The organism is Eisenbergiella porci, from assembly GCF_009696275.1.
GTDB classification, from domain to species: Bacteria; Bacillota; Clostridia; order Lachnospirales; family Lachnospiraceae; genus Eisenbergiella; species Eisenbergiella porci.
Window position 1 is genome coordinate 1 of the sequence record NZ_VUMI01000067.1, and the last position, 18,131, is coordinate 18,131.

Sequence of the window (18,131 nt, forward strand, 5' to 3'; positions counted from 1 at the left end):
AGCACTCATCCGTAGGGTTTTTCCTTTCATAAGGATAAGGCTATTGTAAAAGAAAAAGAGCACCGTGGCAACGGTGCAGAGAAAAGATAAGAAAGGCTATTGCACAGCATGTGCGATTTGGTTCAAAGCAGATCTTGTAAAATATCATCATGCAGATAGTTTGAAAAGTCTTTTCTCAGTTTTTCTTCCCGTTTAATCTGTTCCAGCGAATAGGCATAGAAATGCTGACGATCTGCGGCGTTATTATAATCTGTTGGATGGCTGCAAACTCGTACATATAGAAGCACATTGAAAATAAGGACCAATAGCATCGCAATATGGATACCCATGAAAATTGCCATAAGAGGAATTTTGAAAAGGTATGCGACACCAAAAAATCCTGCCAGCCCAACAAAGGCGAGAAGGGCAAGATTCCCTCCGGGCAGAGCTAAAAACTGCACCTGCTGCGGGCGATATTGAAAAACGATATTGTGAATAGTGACAAAGGTAAGCATAACAGGAATATAGCTCCCCAGGTTTTCCAAATATGCAGCGCTTTTGCGGAACACAGTAATATAGCATATAAGCGGTAGAAAGACCAATACACCGGAAAAGAGCAGCCACTTTCTTTGGCTTTTTGCTACAAAAGCAATCCGTTTTCTCTGAATGATGCCTGCAACGATAAGGGCAACCGTTGAGAATAAGACTTGTATTTGATAGGCAGCAAAAAAAGCCCGGTCTGAAAGAAAAAAGCAGAGGACAGCCATGATACAGGTCGCTTTCAAAAATGCAAGCAGCGTTTTTTGTCCCCGGTAAGCAGATTCTTGAAATAAGAATACCTGCACAAAATAGATCGACTGATAGAAACAAACGGGGAGCAACATGGTTGATACTGTATCTGATAGTGGACGAAAATCAAAAAGATACAGCAGGAATTGCCATCCCAGCAGCAACAGCAACAGGGCAAAGTGGTTTAAGGTTTTGTTATTCTTCACATTCTTATATGAAATGTATTCGGCATCAAAAATCAGGAGTGAAAGCAGCAGAAAATGAATCAGGAAGTTTTGTCCGATATAATCATTCTGTACTGCCATGTATCCAAGATAGCAGATAATAGCAAATTGATTGAAAACGAAAAATATCTGCCGGGAAAAGTATGCGTTTTGCATGTATCCACCTCCATCCGTTTTCATTGTACTGTCGTTTGCCTGTCAGTTCAAGTTTGTGAATCTTAAATCTTTATGAATAGCTAAGCGGCCGGGACCCATTTGGATACCAGCCGCTATCCTCAATTTAAGGCAATTCTATAACAGGAATGTTTGGTTAGTTGATAATAAATCGCATAGATGGCAGAAAACACTGCAATCGAGAACAGAACCGGAACTAAGACAGCACTGCTTTTTCCCAGCAAGTCATCCATGAGAGCTGACTTGTAACAGGTAATGGCAAAAATGCTGTGCAGCAAGCCTATTACATAGGGAATGATATAGTATATCTGGACTTGTCGCCGCACAGATTTCTTTATCATGCTCTCATTGTACCCCATTCGCTGCATAATCTCATAATCGGATTTATCATAGGAGACCGCAGATATATTTTGAAAAAATAAAATACTTCCGGTTGCAATCAGGAAAATAATCGTTGCAAAACAAATCAGTAAAAAGGTCGAACTGTTTTCCCGAATCAATTCATTCTGTCGTTGCCATGCCGATACCAGATAAGGATTCTCTGGCATGGCTGCTTTCAGTGCAAGATATGCTTTTTCATTGGAACGCATATTTTCACCATCCATACTGACTACCCGGATTTTCTCAGGATTCATCTGATTCAGAGCATGGTACACTGTATCAGAAACGACCAAAGTCCCAACGCTGTTTCCAAAGCCCAGCGCATTTTGCAGGCTGGTTTCTCTGACGGTAACAGTTGAAACAGGGGATTCGGCTGCTATCAATGTGTATTTGGCGCCAACATCGGCTTGCTCTGTATCCGGGCGGTATTTTATCAGAACGCATTCATTATCTCCAAGTTCCTTGAAGGGCAGTGCTTTCCCCTGTAATTCCATAAGTGCAAAATAGTCCGACTGACTCATACATTCAAATCCCGGAATACGGCCTTTTTCTGCGCTGATATTATATTCCACCGGGAGATTTTCTGATGTTGCAGTTACTTTTAGTAGAGCGGTTTCATGGCTTTGGTATGTTTCACTGCCGATTGCCTGATCCAGTGCGTCTAACGAGCTTTGTTTTTCCGCATCATCTGTGATTCGGTACTCCATAGCAGATGGAATAATCCGCTCCAGAGCCGCCAGAGGATACCACACGGATAATACTGTTGCTCCTAAAATTGCCAATGTTCCGGCTGATAATAGAATCAGCAGAATTAAAGACTTTGCATTGGAACGGATGCGGTGCATAAACTTCGGAACCACGATAATGGTATTTGCTCTATACAGAGAACGTTTCTTCTGCCTGATTTTCTGGCAGGCGTAGGGTAAGAAAGAATAAATAAAAAATACGGTTCCTGCAACGACTAAAAGCATTGTCAGCAATGCAATAGGAGAAAATCCGATGGTGTACCAAACAGATTTCCTTCCCCGCATCATATCAAGAGCAAGGCCATAACCGCAGAGCAGGCAGAATAATCCCATAAATGCAGTGATAAAATGAACCCGAATGGGCTTTTCCGTTTTCTTTTCCAGCCGTACCAAATCAAGCAAGGTGGACTTTTGAAGCAATCTTGCATTGGATAATGTCAATGTAATCAATACTACTACAACAAAAGATAGGATTGACTTTACCGCTGCCGGATAAATCAAAGGGATTGCAGACTGGTCTATGGTAATTCCTAAAAGTGCAACGATTCCAGCGATGACTCCTTTATGGAGAACACTGCCTGTCAGAATACCGAGAATCATACCGCCAAAACAAATAAAGATATTCTCAAAGGTCAACAGCCCCAACATTGCAGATTTTCGATACCCCAGCAGAGAATAAATTCCTAATTCTCTCATCCGTCTCCGCATGAAAAAATTGTTGGAGTAGAACATATAGAAAATGACAAAAGCCATAATGAATACCGCTACTGTTTGACACATGGTTTCTACCCGACCATCCGAAGATATTTTTTCCATAATCACTTGGTTCATGGAAAAAGAGGTGAAGCAGAAGTAAATCATCAGGACAAAGGAAACGGAAAACAGGTACAGGGAATAGAAGGAGAAGTTCCGTTTCAGATTTTTCAAGGCAATAGCAGATAATTTCATGGAATCGCCCCCTTACCGCTGTTTATCCTGTCTGGCAGCTTCCAGCATGATTTCCTCATAGAAGTCACGGCGATCCCTGTTGCACCGCTTCAATTCAGAAATAATATGTCCGTCCTTAAAGTACAGGATGCGGTCAGTATAACTCGCTGCATACGGGTCATGGGTTACCATTAAAATGGTTGTGCCCAAAGTCTGATTGACTTCCGAGAGAGCAAAAAGCAATTCTGTTGCTGAGCTGCTGTCCAATGCACCTGTTGGTTCGTCTGCAAAAATCAGTGGCGGACGCTTTACCATTGCACGAGCAGCGGCAACACGCTGACGCTGACCACCGGATAACTCACTGGGGTATTTTTTCAGTTGGGAAGCAATTCCGAATAGCTCTGCAAGCTCCATTACTTTTTTGTCAATCTCTTTTGCGCCTTTGTGCAGTAAGGTCAGAGAGACTGCAATATTTTCCTGTACAGTCAGACTGTCCAACAGGAAATACTCCTGAAAAATAAAGCCAAGATTGTCTTTGCGAAAATCGGCTGCCTGCCTTTGATTCAGCTCCTGAATCTTGATGTTTTCCATATTGATGCTGCCGCTTGTGGGTGTGTCAATAGTGGAAAGTACATTCAAAAGCGTTGTTTTACCAGAACCGGAGGCGCCCATGATACCGAGAAATTCTCCCTGCATCACATCAAAGGAAACATGATCCAGCCCCGGCTTGGGCTGGGTTTGATAGATTTTGGTTATGTCGTTTACCTGTAATAATGTACTCATAATTGTTCGCTCCTTTCGTAGTACGCTAACAGTATAGCGAACAGGGGAAAAAAGGGCATGAGTAAATCACGCAAAAAAGATTGCGTGATTTACTCATGCCACATTTATTCGGGTTTGATAAAATATTTGCGACACATACCTATCGTTAGCAACCTGTTATTTCAGAGATTTGCTTACTCTGCTTTTTATAGCGTTGAATCGTAGTATCTGTGTAATAAAGTAAAATTCTAAAACCCCTTGTTAAGTGTATGGCGAAAAGATCGCGTTTTGAGGAGGTGATTCCGTGGGAAAAATGATGATTTTGACTTTCAAAGATTCAGAAGAAGCTTTGCTCAAGCGTCTTATTGATAGCCTGGGTGCTTTGGAATACCATCAGGTAGAACTCCCCATGGAGCCTCTGCTGAAGATTGGCAATTTGAGCCTGCATCCGCTGGAGTCGCGGATCGAGCATGATGGGATAAGCTATACATTAGGCCGCCAGCAGTTTCAGATCCTTTACCTGCTGGCACGAAATCCCGGCAGAACCTTTCAGAAAACTCAAATCTATTCGATGGTCTGGGAGGGTGCAGAGCCGATTCAGGTCAACGAAACGATCCGGTATCATATCAGCGGGCTGCGGAAGATCCTGCTGGAGCTGACTGGGAGAGAGTGTATTGAAACCGTCTGGGGTATTGGGTATCGGTTTGTAGAATAATGGATAACATATGAGAGGGATAGCAGCGTATATCCCTCCTATTTTGTCGGTTCTTGTCGAACGCTTATGTTTTCCTTATATTTGGCTCACGAATATCTAATACCTCTCAACTACAATAGTATTATGGTAGCATTTTACAAAATATAAGGGAGGAACGAGGGATTATGCCAGAAATACAGGAAAACAGCAATGACGCAGTTCAAAAATGGACTGACTTCCGCAATGGAAACAGGCCGTTTTTTTGTAAGGAGAAGGTCATATAGCATATTAAGAAAATGAAATACAATATCGGCAGGGCGGCAGATCGCGCTGCCAGATCCCTATCTTGTTGAGAGGAGATGAGACGCCGCCTGTGTGCCGGCCGCGTAAGCAGATAAAGGAGATTGATGCGGAATGGGCAATACCATACGCCGCATTGAGTTGTTCTGCCATTCCGTTCAGCCGAGACACACAGCTTTTTTTACTACAAGAATAAGGGGGAACTTTGCCGCATGGCATCGCAGGAGGCAGCGCGAGTTTGCCTCGAAAGGAGAAAAACCGCCTCCTGCCCCTGGGCATAGTTCGCCCCATAGCGGGCAACTTAATGCATTTGTTTTAAGAGCAGTCGATTTTGCGTTTATGCGCAGAGTTGGCTGCTTTTTGCTTTTCTTGTGTTATTACCGGGCTCGTGGTCCTCCGTCGCAGGATTTCAATTCGCTTTGAAATCTTGAGATTACGGAGGATATGCCATGTGGCAAAGGAATAACGGACAGGCAGGAGATGACCTGCAATTCAGATTTACTGCATACTTAGTTTCGGCAGTCAAGCGCCGGAGAAATGATTATCTGATCCAGCTTTATAAGCGCAGCAGCGCAGAGTGCACCGTAGATATGGTCTACGAATCCGAACCCAGCTCAGAAGAACGGGTCATGGACAGTCTGCCGCTTATGGACGCCATTGAGAATGGGGCGCTTTTAGAGGCGCTGCAGAAGCTCAATGAGCGGGAACGCCAGGTGTTCCTGGCTCGAACGCTGGAGGAAGCGGACTTTGAGACCTTGGGAGCAAAGCTTGGGCTGTCCTATAAAGGGGTGGCTGCGCTTTACTATCGGACAATTCAAAAGTTCAAAAAGAGCATTGAGGGAGGTGACAGGAGATGAATTTTGAGTGGATGCTTCGCAGTGCCAAAGCCGGCAATGAAGACGCCATTACAGCGATATTGTTGATGTACCGGCCGCTGTTGCTCAAGTACGCTATTATCGACGGTGTGCTTGACGAGGATCTGTACCAGGAACTAAGCATTATCTTGCTGAAGGCCATCAAATTGTTTAAGATTTAAGTCAATGAGAAAGGCTCCGAGAGTTCTTTATCTCGGAGTCTTTCTCTCTGACTTAAATTATGTAGTTTGCCATTTGTAACGATTATGGTCTCCGATATGGTGCATACACACAGGAGAAATATTCAGATGCCCGGTATGAGAGTTCATAAAAATCCCGGATTTTTCGCAGTTCTATGATTTTCCGCAATTCTGCCAGTTCCATAAAGAAATTGTTCCATAGGGCGTCTGGATCATAGTCGCGCTGGAAACGGTTTACAGCATAGTTGAAGGTTTCCCGATAGGTGATATTGCGCTGAAGATACAGACGGTATGTTTTGGGCGGACGCAAGGTGCCCAGCAGGTAGGAAATGATATTCAGTACATATCGTTCTGAGAACCGCATAGTGTCCGTTAAAATCGGAAACCAGCAGAAGTCCGCATAGTAATCAGAAGTATGCCGGGTAATGTCAAAAGCCTGTTCAGAGGCGATGGGGTATCGGTCGCACAGCTGATTCAGAGCGGCGATATTATCACGTTGGTAAGCTATATTGTAATAGAGCAGGAAATATTCCACACTGATCTCTGCAGTCTGTGAGGTGGATGGATTGGAAAAATGCTGTGCAGCCATATAAATCACCGCCTTTGCTATGGAAGATATTTTTCGTCTTTGGCTGATTTTATTATACCGTTCTCCCATAAGTTCGTCAACGAAAGCATGAAGGTCATGGCAGAAAGAAAAGAGCGGCCTGGAGGATATTCCTCTGGCCGCTCGGTTGCTCATTTGTTAGAACCTTAATCCTTCAGGTAATAATGGACATAGACATTATAATCTTGGTGGCGGGTAATCAGCCGCAGCCAGATATGAAAATAAGCAGTTTCCGAAAACAGGTTGAATTCGGTAGGATCGCTGGTAGGCTGTGCATGGCACCGGCACAAGCGTGCCAAGGTGTCCAGATTTTGAAGCTCCGGCAGTTCAAACAGTGCATTCTGGAAGGCGTCGATCTCACGGGCGGCCTCCAGAACAGGCTTATCCTTTTGGCACTGGTGCCAGGTGGTCCACCATTTCCACCCGTCATAGTCAGAGCGGGAGTAGGCTACCTCGCTGGCTGGCCGGGAACCTTGCTGAAACAGATTCTCGAAGGAGCAAACAGTTGTGAGCAGCACTTCTTCACAATCAGGCAGATCCTCAGCCAAACCGTTTTTGACTGCCGCCCATTCCTCCAGCGGAAGCGGGCAGTGGTTGGCGTCACGCAGGGCTTCATCCATGCCGCACGCCTCGCAGATGTGAACATCGGCATACCGGCTCAAAGCATTGACCATCAGCCTGCGGTTCAGCGGCTGACCGCACCGCAGGCACAGAGGCGGCTGCTCCGCCTCCGGGGTAAAGAGCAGCTTATCCTGCTGCCATACAGCTTCTAACAGAGATTTGGGGTAAATACGAATTTTCATAGTAGATGTCTCCTTTATCTTTGATTTTCAAGTTTCATGTTGTTTTCTTCTTTCTTCCGACCAGGGTGGGTAGACACGCAGCTCTTTTTGAAATAGGGAGATCAAATCAGAAGCTATGTCTTCCTTGCGCCGGTAAGTGTACCTTTTTTCCGTACCGTCTGCACAGCGGATGGTAGTCTGCAGCGCGGGACCTTTCAGTGTAAATATAAATTGGCGCCCATGAGCCGGATCAGATGCTTCGATCCAAAGCGGAAGCGTGGCGGAAGAGCCCTCCATGCACCGCCAGCCGCTATAATCGGTATAAGTGAAGCCATTGATTTCACGGGACAGGCGGCGCAGGGCGATATACAACCGCTCAAACTGGCGCCCCAGTTCACCTTTCTGGCACCGGGTATAGAGGGTGTGTCCATCAGGGTCAAGCGCACAAAGACGTCTGGTTTGGAATAAGAATTCCGGATAGCAGATGCCGTCTGCCTCATAAATCTGTCCGGTTGGTTCAGCAAGCTGCTTTTCCAATAGCCATGCGGGCAGCTGACCTTCTGCAGCTTTGCTATTGATAAAAGCGCAGTGATCAGGGCGGATGCCATTGAGATTGACGGTAAGACTTTCCCAAAAAGTCAGGCTGTCGCAGTCGCTTTCGTAGATCTTGATGGCAAGATTGCCATTGGGATATGTGCTGATTTTCAAAGCCAGCCAGGATATGTGTTCGCCCAGCGTAAATGCAAGAGTATTCATAAGCGTTTTCCTCCAAGGAAGCACCGGCGCCTGCAAAAAAGCAGATTGCCGGTGCTTGTTGGTGTGTGTTTACACAGCCAAAGTCTTTGACTCGAACTGGCAGCGCAGAACCTGAGCCAGCTTTGTCCTGTTTTCACAAGTGATGTGATAGGTAGGACCATAGTTTTGCTTCTGCTCATCCATTCTCCGAATGGCAATGCCAAACCGGGCGCCTTCCTGGGTGATCCACAGACGCCTGCCTGCGGCAACATCTTCAGCAATGATCCATAAAGGACGCTGCATGGTCATGTAGGTCTGGGGGGAAGCACGCCAGCCGCTGCGGTCATCGTAGCAGAAGCCGGGGATAGTCTGCCGCCTTTCATTCAGCACATCATAAACTGCCTTATATTTCATGCACTGCACCGCCTTTCAAGGTTTTTCAGATAGTCTGCATACCCTTCCGGGTCCAGCTCCTGCAGCCGGTCGGCACGAAAACGATATTCGGGATAGGTGCAGAACCCGCTCTGCATGGTGCGGCCGGTGGGCAACGCAAGACCGTGGCGAATGAGCCAGACAGGAAATTCCGAATCGGCATTGGTGTCGATAAAGGCATGGTCTTTTTGCCGCTGGCCGGGCAGGTTGACGGTGAGAGTCGCCCAGGGCTCCGGAACCTCGTCATCCCAGGCTATCATTTCTATGGCAAGATTTCCATTCAGATAGTAGGTCACCTGCAGCTGAATGGGGTGCGTATCGCCATATTTTTCATAGGGTAAGGTAATTGGCGTGCTATCCTCAGCAGCCGGTTCTTCATCTTCTATACCAAGTTCCCAGCTGAGAGTCAGAATATCGCTCTGGCTCAGCCTGCAAACGTGTTTCTTGGCATATTTGGGCTTAAAGAGCAGCACGCCGTCCTGCAGGAGCAGTCTGCCCTCTTTCTGGTCATAAACGCAACACTGTCCCTCCAGCCGGGGTTTGATACGCTCTATTACCTCGTGGATCTTCGGGTGGTCAAACCAAATGGAATACTGTATGGAGACATTCAGGTTGGGGTGGTTCTGGAAACGGGTATGCAGGAAATCCAGTACCTGCTGACAGACGGCGTTCCGTTTTTCCCATGTCTGCCGCTCGTTGAATGTCAGGGTAAAGTATGAGAAATCACGCCCGGATAAGGCCAGAGAACTTGGAAAGCTGTTGCACCAGAAGAACAGATCCCACTGGTCGCTGTCATAAGGCGCAGGGTCATCGGCAGCATACTGAAAGCAGACGAATTCCTGTGCGATGGCCGACATAACCGGTTCCATGGCGGCACTTTTGTTTTTACTTGCCTCCCGGATACGCTGATTCCATTCTTCATCGGTATGGCTGTCCTGAAACTGACGGTTAGCCGCCTGCTCTGCCTCGTCATAGAGAAACTGCAGGCGCAGTGTATGGACATCTTCTTTGGCATAGCCTTTGGTAAACCATTTTGTATCGATATTTACATGGGAACGGTCTTCATGAATCTTCATTTCGCTTCCTCCTTGTGTAGGTACCGCTTGCTTATGCGGTGTGATTATTTGTTTTCCCAGTCGTAGAGCAGCAGGTCATGGCTGGTGGATTTTGGTTTCAGCTTTTTGCTGCGGAACCGGTAGTTGATAAAGACAAAGCCGGTGGGCTTGTGGGTATAGTGGACAGCCAGAATGTCGTACTGGTTATTCAGCCATTGGGCTGAGTCCACCGCTTCCTCCGTTGCATTTTCAACATCAATGGCAAAGACCCAGTTTTCCCAGTACCAGCCATGTCCAATCGCTTCTTTCGCACCCGGCAGGGAGAGTAGTTTCTCCTTCATTGCTTCATAGCCCTTCAGCTGTGGATGCTGCGCATGAACGGACTGCACCAGTGACTGTTGGAATTGGTAGAAGGGCACGAAGGGCTTCTTGCCTTCAAAGCTGCCATTGCCATCCAGAGCGCAGACGGTGCCGTCTGAGATCACTTCAAAAATAACATCTTCCCGAATCAGGCTGTCATTTTCATGCCAGTCCGGCGTAGAGCTGTACCATGCGCCGCTTTCGGTATCCCGGTTGTAGTAGCGTACCGGTTCTGCAATGGTGCGGAATACATCTTTGCAGTATCCCAGGTCTTCAAACAGAAAAGATATTTGTCGTTTTATCATCAGGTTTTCCTCCAAACAGAAAAAGAGACCGGCAGACCGCAAAATGCAGTCTGTCGATCCCTTTGTAGTTATGCGCCGCACCGGTGGTATGGCAAGGCTCTTTGGTTAAATGAGAGAGATGGGCACAATCAGATTGTCCTGGTCGAAAGCCCCCAGCTGGTCTGCCATGCACAGGATGGCGCTGGTACCGCGCTGCAGCGGGGATTTGTCAATCAAGTCAAATACCTGCGTCAGCTTTTTGGGCGGTGAAACCATCTTCTTGATCTCGATGGGGAACAGCTTTCCGTCCCGCTCCAAAATCAAGTCGATCTCTCTGGCGTCCTTATCCCGGTAATAGTACAGGAATGGCTCCTGTCCGGCATTCTGATAGGTCTTGATGATCTCTGCCACCGTATAGTTCTCCAGCAAAGCACCGCTCATAGCGCCCTCCATGGCGGTTTCCGGGCTGCTCCAACGGGTCAGGTAGCAGACAAGGCCGGAGTCATAGAAGTAGAGCTTTGGCGTAGACACGGTGCGCTTGAGCACATTGTTGGAATAAGGCTCCAGCAGAAAGATGATACCCAGCGCCTCCAGAACATGAAGCCAGCTCTTGGCTGTAGCCTGGTTGATCTCTGCATCGTCAGCAATGCCCTTGTAGTTGACCTGCTGGGAAACTCTGGCGGCAGCGGAACGCAGAAACCGCAGAAATTTCAAGCTGTCAATATCACTGGAAAGCCGCCGCACATCCCGCTCCATATAGGTGTCGATGTAGCTGGAATAGAAAACGCCGGCATTGGCATAGGTACCGGTGACCAGAGCAGGCATCCCGCCCAGGTGGATTTTCTGGAAGATCTCCGGCGTGGTCAGCATGGTGCGGCCCTTTTGGCGTTTGGACAAAAGGGGCAGCTCCAGACTGAATGGCGCCTCGGCAGGCTGCTTCATGATCTCGCTCTGAGAAAGCGGGGAGAGATGAAGCAGAGCCACCCGGCCGGCCAAAGATTCCTGTACGTCCTCCATCATCTTAAAGAGCTGGGAGCCGGTCAGCCAGAAGTCTCCGGGCTGATGGCGCTCATCTACCATGATCTTGATATATGGGAACAGTTCCGGTGCGTACTGCACTTCGTCAATGAGCAGGGGCGGTTGATACAGCTGGAAAAACATCTTTGGATCGGTCTTGGCAAGCTCGCGTATAGTAAGGTCATCCAAAGTGACCTTGGTGCGTCCCCTGCCCTCGACTTCCATCAAATGCTCCAGCATGGTGGTTTTCCCTACCTGTCTGGGACCGGTAAGCAGAAGAACAGGGTACTGCTCGTTTAACTCCAGCACCGGTTTTTCCATGTGTCGCGTGATATACACAGGCGTTCCTCCTTTCTTGTTTCGGCTGATATTATATTATACTCTTATTTTAGCCGAAATAATCTGGTTTTGCAAGTACACAGATTGACAATACAAAATTTGTCTTCCATGTTTGTCTATTCTGCCTCAGCAGCAGAACGCATCTTTTCTTTTAAGTCAGCGATGTACTGTTTCCATGCCTCCTGAGATTCTTCAGCCCGTTTTCGCTGGGCAAGCTGTTCTTCCGGTGAAAGCGCCTCAAACGCATATTGGCGGCAGTCACGGTCGATGTCCTGAAAAATCCGGTTCAGAATGGAGAGGGCCAGTTCCGTTACCGTGGGGCTGTGTTCGTCAAGTGCCTTGCGCCCCTGGCGGAATAACTCAAGATAGTGCTCGTACTGCTGTTCGGTGATAAATTCCCAGCCATAGGCTTCCTGAATATCGGCTTCACTGCAATACTGCACAGCTGCTTCAAATTCGGCTTCCCGCTCGGCAGCTTCTTTTTCGATATGCCGCCTGAGCTTAGCGCGGATGCGTTCAAAATCTTTCAGCAGGAGCTTGCAGGCTTTGGATTCCATGAGATAGCCATGAGCCTCGCTGTTTAAGTATTGTTGGGCTGTTTTTTTCATGCGGCGGCCTCCTCTTGCGGTTTGGACCGGACAAAGAGCAGGAGCCCTTCGCTGGTGTCCTCCAGAAGCTGCCAGGTACCATCACGCCAGACACAGGAAGTCGCATCGTTATAGATTTCCGGCGTTTTAAGTGGTTCTATGAAGCATTCCGGCGTCACATACAGGCACATGTGCTCCACATAGAAGGGCTGCAGTGCCGCTTCAATCTCACTGCGCAGTGCAAGAGCCAACGATTCGATTTCCTCAATGTCCTGCCGCTGAAAGGCAGCTTTTGAAATCTCCTTGAGCCGCTTTGTCTGCGCGATTGCCCCATCAATGTACGGTACAGCTTCGTCAAAATATTTGTGCTTGATCCGCATGTTGTCAAACACCAAAAAACGGGTATAGGCGGTAGCGGCTTTGCAAATATCCTGCCGCAGTACATCAAAAGGTTTCTTGTATTTGGTTTTCAGCACCTCCATGGAAACCACCTGCAGGTTACGCCGCAGGGTCTCCAAATGGGTTACAAGAGCGGTGCGTAATTCATCTCGTTCCATAGGCATCCTCCGTGGGTAGCTTCCAGGCGCTTATCCACGCCGGAAGTGGCGGCAGTGCTCATGCACACTGGCATGGGCACACGCAAAACTTTTGTAGGTACGCAGACGAGCCTGCTCTCTGGGAGACCGTCTGGCGGTAGTCGGGTAATGTTTGTGCGTCCACGACAGTAATGCGTACACCATCGTTGCCGGGAGTCCAGAAGTTTGAGCTGGTGCCCTGACCCATATCGCCGCCGCCTCCGTCAATGTTGCCATTGCCACCGGTGGCGAGAGCCGTGGTGGAGAAAAGGCAGCATAGCATGGCAATGCTGCACAGGAGGGCAAAAAATCGTTTCAAGTACATCACCCTCCATTCGTTGAAAGATAGAAAAAGCCGTCACGCAAAAAGAAATGCGGTGACGGCTTTCGTGTCCGTTATTCAGTTGTAAGGAAAGCGTTATCCCATGTTGCCGACCTGTTTATTCATGTCGCCATCGCTGTGGCCGGTGGACTGCTGTGTATCACCGGGTACGACCCAGCCAAATACAGGGTCATAGATTGCACCATTCCCGTTACTGGAACCGGGCGCCGGGGTGTTGTCCTGCGCAGGGGGTTCAGTCGGAGGCGGTGCAACCTGCTCCGGTTCATAGGCGGGAGGTTCGGAAGGGTTCTCCAGATCCCCTGTGGCTTTAGGGGGTGCGGGAGGCTCCGGCTGCAGCTTTTCGCTGTCCGGTGTGAAGTCGATCACAACTTCTTTATCCTCTTCCTCAATTACCTTGGGGTATTCCTCTTTGGGATCAGCGGTCTGGCCGGGCTTATAGGCATCTGCGCCATTCGTTTCATCATTGCCGGGCTCGCGGCCATTGTCGGACCAGTCGCTGGTCGTGCTGCTGGGCGGTGATTCGTCCGGCTTGAACTCGGGAGGCTTATCGCGGCTCACAAACCAGCATACGCCCAGGATCACCACGCACAGGGCGGCAAGAGAAGAAACGATGAAACCTTTTGACTGAAAGAACTTTTTCATAGTTGGTCACTCCTTTTTTGTTTTATAAATATCCTATACTCCGGAAAGAAGCAGGATTTCAACAGCAGGGCTAAAATTTCGTGTTGTGGTAGCCGGTCAGCTCTATCCGCTGGGTAATGGCGGGATAGGAGTGACCGAACATCCGGACATAAAATTCTGCGTCGCAGTAGAAGATGTACTCGACCCGGTCGCCGACTACATTGAATTCCAAAGTGATGTTGGAGATCTTATAGTCTTCTGTTGAGAGGGGGATTTTGGAATCCAAGCCGCCTGCTACAGTTTCCTCCAGCATTTCCGTGTAATCACTGCTGGAATAGAGCGTGCGCAGATACTCTTCAAAGTTGGTTTCGTGCTGGGAGCGGTAAGTATCTGCGTAAATCGTACCGCTTAGGTTGTTCAGCTCCATCTTGGCGCCATTGCGGATATTGATGCAGGTGATCCGAATGGAGGCGTACAGGAGCAGAAAGGAAATCAGCATCACAACGCCCACCACGAAGAAGCAGGCAAAGAAAGTGATTTCACCCCGCTCGTTGCGCAGCGGCTTTTTCAGCCGCAGGAATATGCGATTCATAAGCCACCTCACTTCCAGTAGTGTTCACTGACGCCGCTGCCTCTGGCGACTACCGTGATGTTGACCAGATCGAAATTCCAGAACCCGCCCAGTTTCGCATCGCCCTCAATGGTAATGAAAAAAGGCGAACCCAGCTGTATGGCATTTGTCATACCAGACGGTCTGGGGGATTTGTAAGTAGCATCAATGGAGTAAGAGATGTTTTCGGCGCCCTCAATCTGGGAACACAAAAAATCGAACAGGTCATCGGTCTCACTGTTGATGCCGCCGGAGAGCTGGATCTGCTTGACCATCTGATCGGCGGCATGGTCAAGCTCCTGCTTGGTAGAAATAATGCTGAACAGGTCGATGATAAAGGCCAGCAGCAGAACGGCAATGAAGATGAAGACCAGCGTACTGAAATAGTTGGCCTCACCCCGCTCGTTGTTCAGCACCTTTCGGGCTTTTTGAAAGAGAATAGGAACCACCACCTTTTCTGAAATTAAAACAGCCGCCCCAAACCGGAGCGGCTGTAATGCGAAGTTTTGACTGTACCAAGTATAACAGATATGGATTTACGGGGAAAGAGCAGGACTGTGCCAATGCAGGGACAAACCTGTGCCAATATTGCTTCCGTGGCTACAGAAGTGATTCCACCAGCTGATAGATGTCGGTAAATGGGTTGACGGCAATCCCGAACGGTTTGTTGCCGCTGTTTTGAAGATGGTATTGTTCCACACGCTTAGCGTTACGGAGTGCATCGGCTGTATGCTCAGATAACTGTGCATACACATCGCCCGATTTCTCATAATCCGGAAGGTAAGCGGTCAATGCAGTCTTGACTGCGGATAGTCCTTGAAGAACCTTGTGGTGTACTGGAAGTGCAGCAGGTACCAAAATTCAAAGCAGGGATTAGAGAGTGCAATCTGAATCCCCTTTGTATCTGCTATTTTCCTTGCTCTGGAGAGCAGGCTGTCTTTGGCAGCGATAGGGTCAGGATTGTTGTAGTTTACATCACCGTCCGCAACTACCCATACAGCATCTCCATCGGATATGGATATCTGGTTTTTGCTCTGATATTCCACAGCTTTCCGAATCAGGCTGAGGTAATCGGTTTCTCCTGCGCTGGTGCGGCTGCCGACCACACGAATATCAATGTTGGTCTGCCGGCTGCGGTAGTGTTCAAAATACTTTGGCTCGGTCTGCGAACCTTCCGTTACGATTAGAATGACAGGTTTTACTTTTCTGCGTCGCTGTCCACGCTTTTCAATCTGTCCGCGTGCCATTTTACAGCCCTCCTTTGATAAAGGGGATTGCACCATAGCGACCGATCAGATAGCCCTTCTCGACTTTGGTATCTTTGCGGACGGAAAAATCGTAAAGGGAGAATAAATCAGTAGCCGCTGTTTTTTCGTCTTTTTCAGTAAACCAGATCTGATCTCTTCTCAGCACATCCAAATCAAGAAGATTGGTGTTATGTGATGTGAAAATCAACTGTGCCCCGTTGGGATTGAACTCTGCACTATTAAAAAGAGAGACCAGATGTTTTGTGAGGAGAGGATGCAGGTGGGCGTCTATCTCATCGGCGACAAGAAGTGTTCCCTGGTCCAAAGCCTTTTTCACAACACCGATCAGTTTGAAATAGCTGTTGGTACCGTCGGATTCCTCCGTCATGTTCAGCGTATAGGAAGAAGAATTTCCATCAGTGCCCTGGACGATATGGACAGCATCAATATTGGTAAAGGCATCGCTGCGCTTGGAAAGAGCAGGCTCCGAATCACGCAGCTGCAGAGACTGAATTCCAAAATCCGCAACACGCAGCATGGATGCAATCACACGCCGGTAATCGTCATCTTTGAGCTGCTCTGCTTCAAGGCCATAGGCGTCCGCAACGGAATTTTTGGTGATGATCTGGCAGGAAGCGAACCATTCCAGAACCGGGATTACTTTGGAATAGCTCCAGTTCGATGCCACCGACAGATAAAGCTTGTTGGCAGAAGTGCGTTCTTTGAGCGTATTTTGTTCATCAACATCGACTGTAAAGCGGAAATCCTTTGTTTCTTTTCGTTCAAAAATGAGTGCCTGCCTGCCGTTGGGATAGTAATACAGGTATTCCTCAATAACCGCTTTATCTGTTACAGAAAAGCCATACGCATACCGGATGCCATTTGCAGTGAAGATGACTTCAAAGCTGCTGGGTTGAGTGGGGGGTTCCCTGTCAAACTTGAAGGGGACACGCTCAATGGTCTTATGGAGCTGTTGGTTATGCGAAGTCAGCACATAGTTCACCATGAACCAGAATGCGTTGAGAACATTGGATTTTCCGGAAGCATTGGCTCCGTAAATAACAGCAGACTTCAAATGCTTTTTGTTCGTATCCGCGATAAGATGCTCAGGATGCTCGTTATCGTTGCTGGCAAGCAAGGATAACACAACTTTATCTTTGATAGAAAGATAGTTCTCTACACTAAATTGTATCAGCATAAGACAACCTCCTAAATTCTTGTTTGAATATATTATAACCCGTTTTTTGTGAAAAATCAACGCAAACGAAAAATAAAAATCGGATATGATGGGGCTAAAAGGTTGATTATTCCTATTGGAAGTTTCTTTCCGATAAGGTATAATGGAATGCATGAACTGGAGGTTTGCATTATGATGATATATTTACAAATGATCGAAACTCAAGTTTGAACAAATCTATCTGGAGTATCGGGGCCTAATGTTTCATGTGGCCTATGAATCTTACATAATGAGCAGGATGCTGAGGACGCAGTGCATCAGGCTTTTGTAAAAATAGCGGAAAATATTAAAAAAATTGATAATCCTGTGTGTCCAAAAACGCATGGCTATGTCGTTACTATAGTTGAGAACATGGCAATAGATCAATACCGAAAACTGCAAAAACATCAAACGGTTGAACTAATTGATGAAATTCAAGGTACAGCTCCGCATTATGAAGGAGATAATGCTTTGACTGATTGTATCTTGAAATTGCCTGCCAGGTATCGAGAAATGATTCTGCTTCGCTACCATCACGGGTACAGTGTTAGAGAAATCGCCAGCATGATGGGGCTCTCCTTGCCTGCTGCAATTAAATTAGATCAACGAGCTAAGAACAAATTGAAAAAATTATGTGAGGAGGCGGGAGTCCTGTGATTAGTGAAGAAATGTTAAAAAAGGCAGCTGCTGAAGCGGATCGGGTAATCAGGGATTCGCTTCCCGCTCCAAGAGAATGCAAACACGAATTTTCATCATCGTTTCAAAAAAAGATGCGCCGAACACTCCGTAAGGCAAATCATCCCATGATTTATAAGCTGCCAAAGCGAGTAGCTTGTTTTGTTCTGGCGGCAATTCTTGGAACTGGTACATGGGTGACAGTTGATGCTGGAGCACGAGATATTTTTACCGCAGACCACTCGACAGACAAAATTGAAATTGTGGTTAAGCTCTGGCAGAATAACCAGTGGATGCGGAGTAATAGTTCTAATTCTTGTTGCGATGTCAACGTATAGCAAAAATGTATCTATCGATAATTTTTCGCCATTTTGTATAGACGACTAGCTCAAACAAATGAAATAATTGATTTAGCAATAGCAACGCAGAATAAGGAGCTCTAAAAAGTAGTATTCCTATTGGAAGTTTTTATATTAATTTTCGAGATGGAGAGTTTGCTAATCTTCAATTTTCACTTGTTCTATTTCAGAATATGGGGAATTTTGAAAAAAGTATGCAAGTAAACTATGAAGGCCGGATTTTTTCGAGTGAATTAGTATATTTATCAAATAATTCA

General features: G+C 47.3%; 23 protein-coding genes. 6 read left to right on the top strand and 17 right to left on the bottom strand.

Annotated elements, in window-relative coordinates; all coding sequences use genetic code 11:
• Window positions 1-122: 122 nt before the first annotated feature.
• The 3 genes from FYJ45_RS25570 to FYJ45_RS25580 all read right to left on the bottom strand — a co-directional run bounded on the left by FYJ45_RS25570 (window position 123) and on the right by FYJ45_RS25580 (window position 4,003).
• Window positions 123-1,148, bottom strand: a complete 1,026-nt coding sequence (locus tag FYJ45_RS25570; protein WP_154467921.1) for a hypothetical protein — start codon at window positions 1,146-1,148, stop codon at window positions 123-125.
• Between the two features lie 119 nt (window positions 1,149-1,267).
• The gene (locus FYJ45_RS25575) at window positions 1,268-3,109 is read right to left on the bottom strand and encodes an ABC transporter permease (RefSeq protein WP_207708456.1); all 1,842 of its coding nucleotides are present in this window, start codon (window positions 3,107-3,109) and stop codon (window positions 1,268-1,270) included.
• Window positions 3,110-3,253: 144 nt separating this feature from the next.
• Window positions 3,254-4,003 (bottom strand): ABC transporter ATP-binding protein, encoded by a 750-nt coding sequence (locus FYJ45_RS25580; protein ID WP_154467923.1) that lies wholly within the window; start codon window positions 4,001-4,003, stop codon window positions 3,254-3,256.
• Window positions 4,004-4,295: 292 nt separating this feature from the next.
• Here FYJ45_RS25580 and FYJ45_RS25585 point away from each other — a divergent pair, with 292 nt between their 5' ends.
• The 3 genes from FYJ45_RS25585 to FYJ45_RS25595 all read left to right on the top strand — a co-directional run bounded on the left by FYJ45_RS25585 (window position 4,296) and on the right by FYJ45_RS25595 (window position 6,012).
• Complete coding sequence (locus tag FYJ45_RS25585) at window positions 4,296-4,697, top strand: winged helix-turn-helix domain-containing protein (RefSeq protein ID WP_154467945.1); 402 nt, start codon at window positions 4,296-4,298, stop codon at window positions 4,695-4,697.
• 728 nt (window positions 4,698-5,425) lie between these two features.
• Window positions 5,426-5,833, top strand: a complete 408-nt coding sequence (locus FYJ45_RS25590) for a sigma-70 family RNA polymerase sigma factor (RefSeq protein ID WP_154467924.1) — start codon at window positions 5,426-5,428, stop codon at window positions 5,831-5,833.
• Window positions 5,830-6,012: a helix-turn-helix domain-containing protein gene (locus FYJ45_RS25595; protein WP_154467925.1), complete on the top strand. Its 183-nt coding sequence runs from the start codon at window positions 5,830-5,832 to the stop codon at window positions 6,010-6,012. The genes FYJ45_RS25590 and FYJ45_RS25595 overlap by 4 nt, the downstream gene beginning before the upstream one ends.
• Window positions 6,013-6,094: 82 nt before the next feature.
• Here the strand turns inward: FYJ45_RS25595 and FYJ45_RS25600 are convergent, their stop codons facing one another.
• The 12 genes from FYJ45_RS25600 to FYJ45_RS25655 all read right to left on the bottom strand — a co-directional run bounded on the left by FYJ45_RS25600 (window position 6,095) and on the right by FYJ45_RS25655 (window position 14,793).
• Window positions 6,095-6,772 (bottom strand): hypothetical protein, encoded by a 678-nt coding sequence (locus tag FYJ45_RS25600; RefSeq protein ID WP_154467926.1) that lies wholly within the window; start codon window positions 6,770-6,772, stop codon window positions 6,095-6,097.
• A gap of 11 nt (window positions 6,773-6,783) precedes the next feature.
• Window positions 6,784-7,440, bottom strand: a complete 657-nt coding sequence (locus FYJ45_RS25605) for a hypothetical protein (protein ID WP_235931016.1) — start codon at window positions 7,438-7,440, stop codon at window positions 6,784-6,786.
• 27 nt (window positions 7,441-7,467) lie between these two features.
• Window positions 7,468-8,175, bottom strand: coding sequence for a DUF4313 domain-containing protein (locus tag FYJ45_RS25610; protein WP_154467927.1), 708 nt, complete (start codon window positions 8,173-8,175; stop codon window positions 7,468-7,470).
• Between the two features lie 69 nt (window positions 8,176-8,244).
• Complete coding sequence (locus FYJ45_RS25615; protein ID WP_154467928.1) at window positions 8,245-8,568, bottom strand: hypothetical protein; 324 nt, start codon at window positions 8,566-8,568, stop codon at window positions 8,245-8,247.
• Complete coding sequence (locus FYJ45_RS25620) at window positions 8,565-9,662, bottom strand: DUF4313 domain-containing protein (RefSeq protein WP_154467929.1); 1,098 nt, start codon at window positions 9,660-9,662, stop codon at window positions 8,565-8,567. Before FYJ45_RS25620 ends, FYJ45_RS25615 begins: the two co-directional genes overlap by 4 nt.
• Before the next feature lie 44 nt (window positions 9,663-9,706).
• On the bottom strand, window positions 9,707-10,306 hold the full coding sequence (locus FYJ45_RS25625) for a hypothetical protein (RefSeq protein ID WP_154467930.1): 600 nt from the start codon (window positions 10,304-10,306) through the stop codon (window positions 9,707-9,709).
• 105 nt (window positions 10,307-10,411) lie between these two features.
• Window positions 10,412-11,641, bottom strand: a complete 1,230-nt coding sequence (locus tag FYJ45_RS25630; protein ID WP_330588832.1) for an ATP-binding protein — start codon at window positions 11,639-11,641, stop codon at window positions 10,412-10,414.
• Between the two features lie 116 nt (window positions 11,642-11,757).
• Window positions 11,758-12,249 (bottom strand): adenylosuccinate lyase, encoded by a 492-nt coding sequence (locus tag FYJ45_RS25635; RefSeq protein ID WP_154467931.1) that lies wholly within the window; start codon window positions 12,247-12,249, stop codon window positions 11,758-11,760.
• Window positions 12,246-12,785: a decarboxylase gene (locus FYJ45_RS25640; RefSeq protein ID WP_154467932.1), complete on the bottom strand. Its 540-nt coding sequence runs from the start codon at window positions 12,783-12,785 to the stop codon at window positions 12,246-12,248. The genes FYJ45_RS25635 and FYJ45_RS25640 overlap by 4 nt, the downstream gene beginning before the upstream one ends.
• A 436-nt stretch (window positions 12,786-13,221) precedes the next feature.
• The gene (locus tag FYJ45_RS25645) at window positions 13,222-13,788 is read right to left on the bottom strand and encodes a DUF6550 family protein (protein ID WP_154467933.1); all 567 of its coding nucleotides are present in this window, start codon (window positions 13,786-13,788) and stop codon (window positions 13,222-13,224) included.
• Window positions 13,789-13,858: 70 nt separating this feature from the next.
• Window positions 13,859-14,359, bottom strand: a complete 501-nt coding sequence (locus FYJ45_RS25650) for a hypothetical protein (protein WP_154467934.1) — start codon at window positions 14,357-14,359, stop codon at window positions 13,859-13,861.
• A gap of 8 nt (window positions 14,360-14,367) precedes the next feature.
• Window positions 14,368-14,793 (bottom strand): DUF4320 family protein, encoded by a 426-nt coding sequence (locus tag FYJ45_RS25655; RefSeq protein WP_330588833.1) that lies wholly within the window; start codon window positions 14,791-14,793, stop codon window positions 14,368-14,370.
• Window positions 14,794-14,873: 80 nt separating this feature from the next.
• Here FYJ45_RS25655 and FYJ45_RS31565 point away from each other — a divergent pair, with 80 nt between their 5' ends.
• Window positions 14,874-15,002: a hypothetical protein gene (locus FYJ45_RS31565; protein ID WP_268890979.1), complete on the top strand. Its 129-nt coding sequence runs from the start codon at window positions 14,874-14,876 to the stop codon at window positions 15,000-15,002.
• A 163-nt stretch (window positions 15,003-15,165) separates the two neighbouring features.
• Here the strand turns inward: FYJ45_RS31565 and FYJ45_RS25660 are convergent, their stop codons facing one another.
• Window positions 15,166-15,624 carry an RloB family protein gene (locus FYJ45_RS25660; RefSeq protein ID WP_235931017.1) on the bottom strand — a complete coding sequence of 153 codons (459 nt, stop codon included), beginning with the start codon at window positions 15,622-15,624 and terminating at the stop codon, window positions 15,166-15,168.
• Window position 15,625: 1 nt separating this feature from the next.
• Window positions 15,626-16,822, bottom strand: coding sequence for an AAA family ATPase (locus tag FYJ45_RS25665; RefSeq protein ID WP_154467935.1), 1,197 nt, complete (start codon window positions 16,820-16,822; stop codon window positions 15,626-15,628).
• A 258-nt stretch (window positions 16,823-17,080) separates the two neighbouring features.
• On the opposite strand from FYJ45_RS25665, the gene FYJ45_RS25670 reads away from it, so the two are divergent.
• Both FYJ45_RS25670 and FYJ45_RS25675 read left to right on the top strand, forming a co-directional pair.
• Window positions 17,081-17,497, top strand: coding sequence for an RNA polymerase sigma factor (locus FYJ45_RS25670; RefSeq protein WP_321170310.1), 417 nt, complete (start codon window positions 17,081-17,083; stop codon window positions 17,495-17,497).
• Entirely contained in the window at window positions 17,494-17,853 is a 360-nt protein-coding gene (locus tag FYJ45_RS25675) for a hypothetical protein (RefSeq protein WP_154467937.1), read from the top strand. The genes FYJ45_RS25670 and FYJ45_RS25675 overlap by 4 nt, the downstream gene beginning before the upstream one ends.
• The last annotated feature ends 278 nt before the right edge of the window (window positions 17,854-18,131 follow it).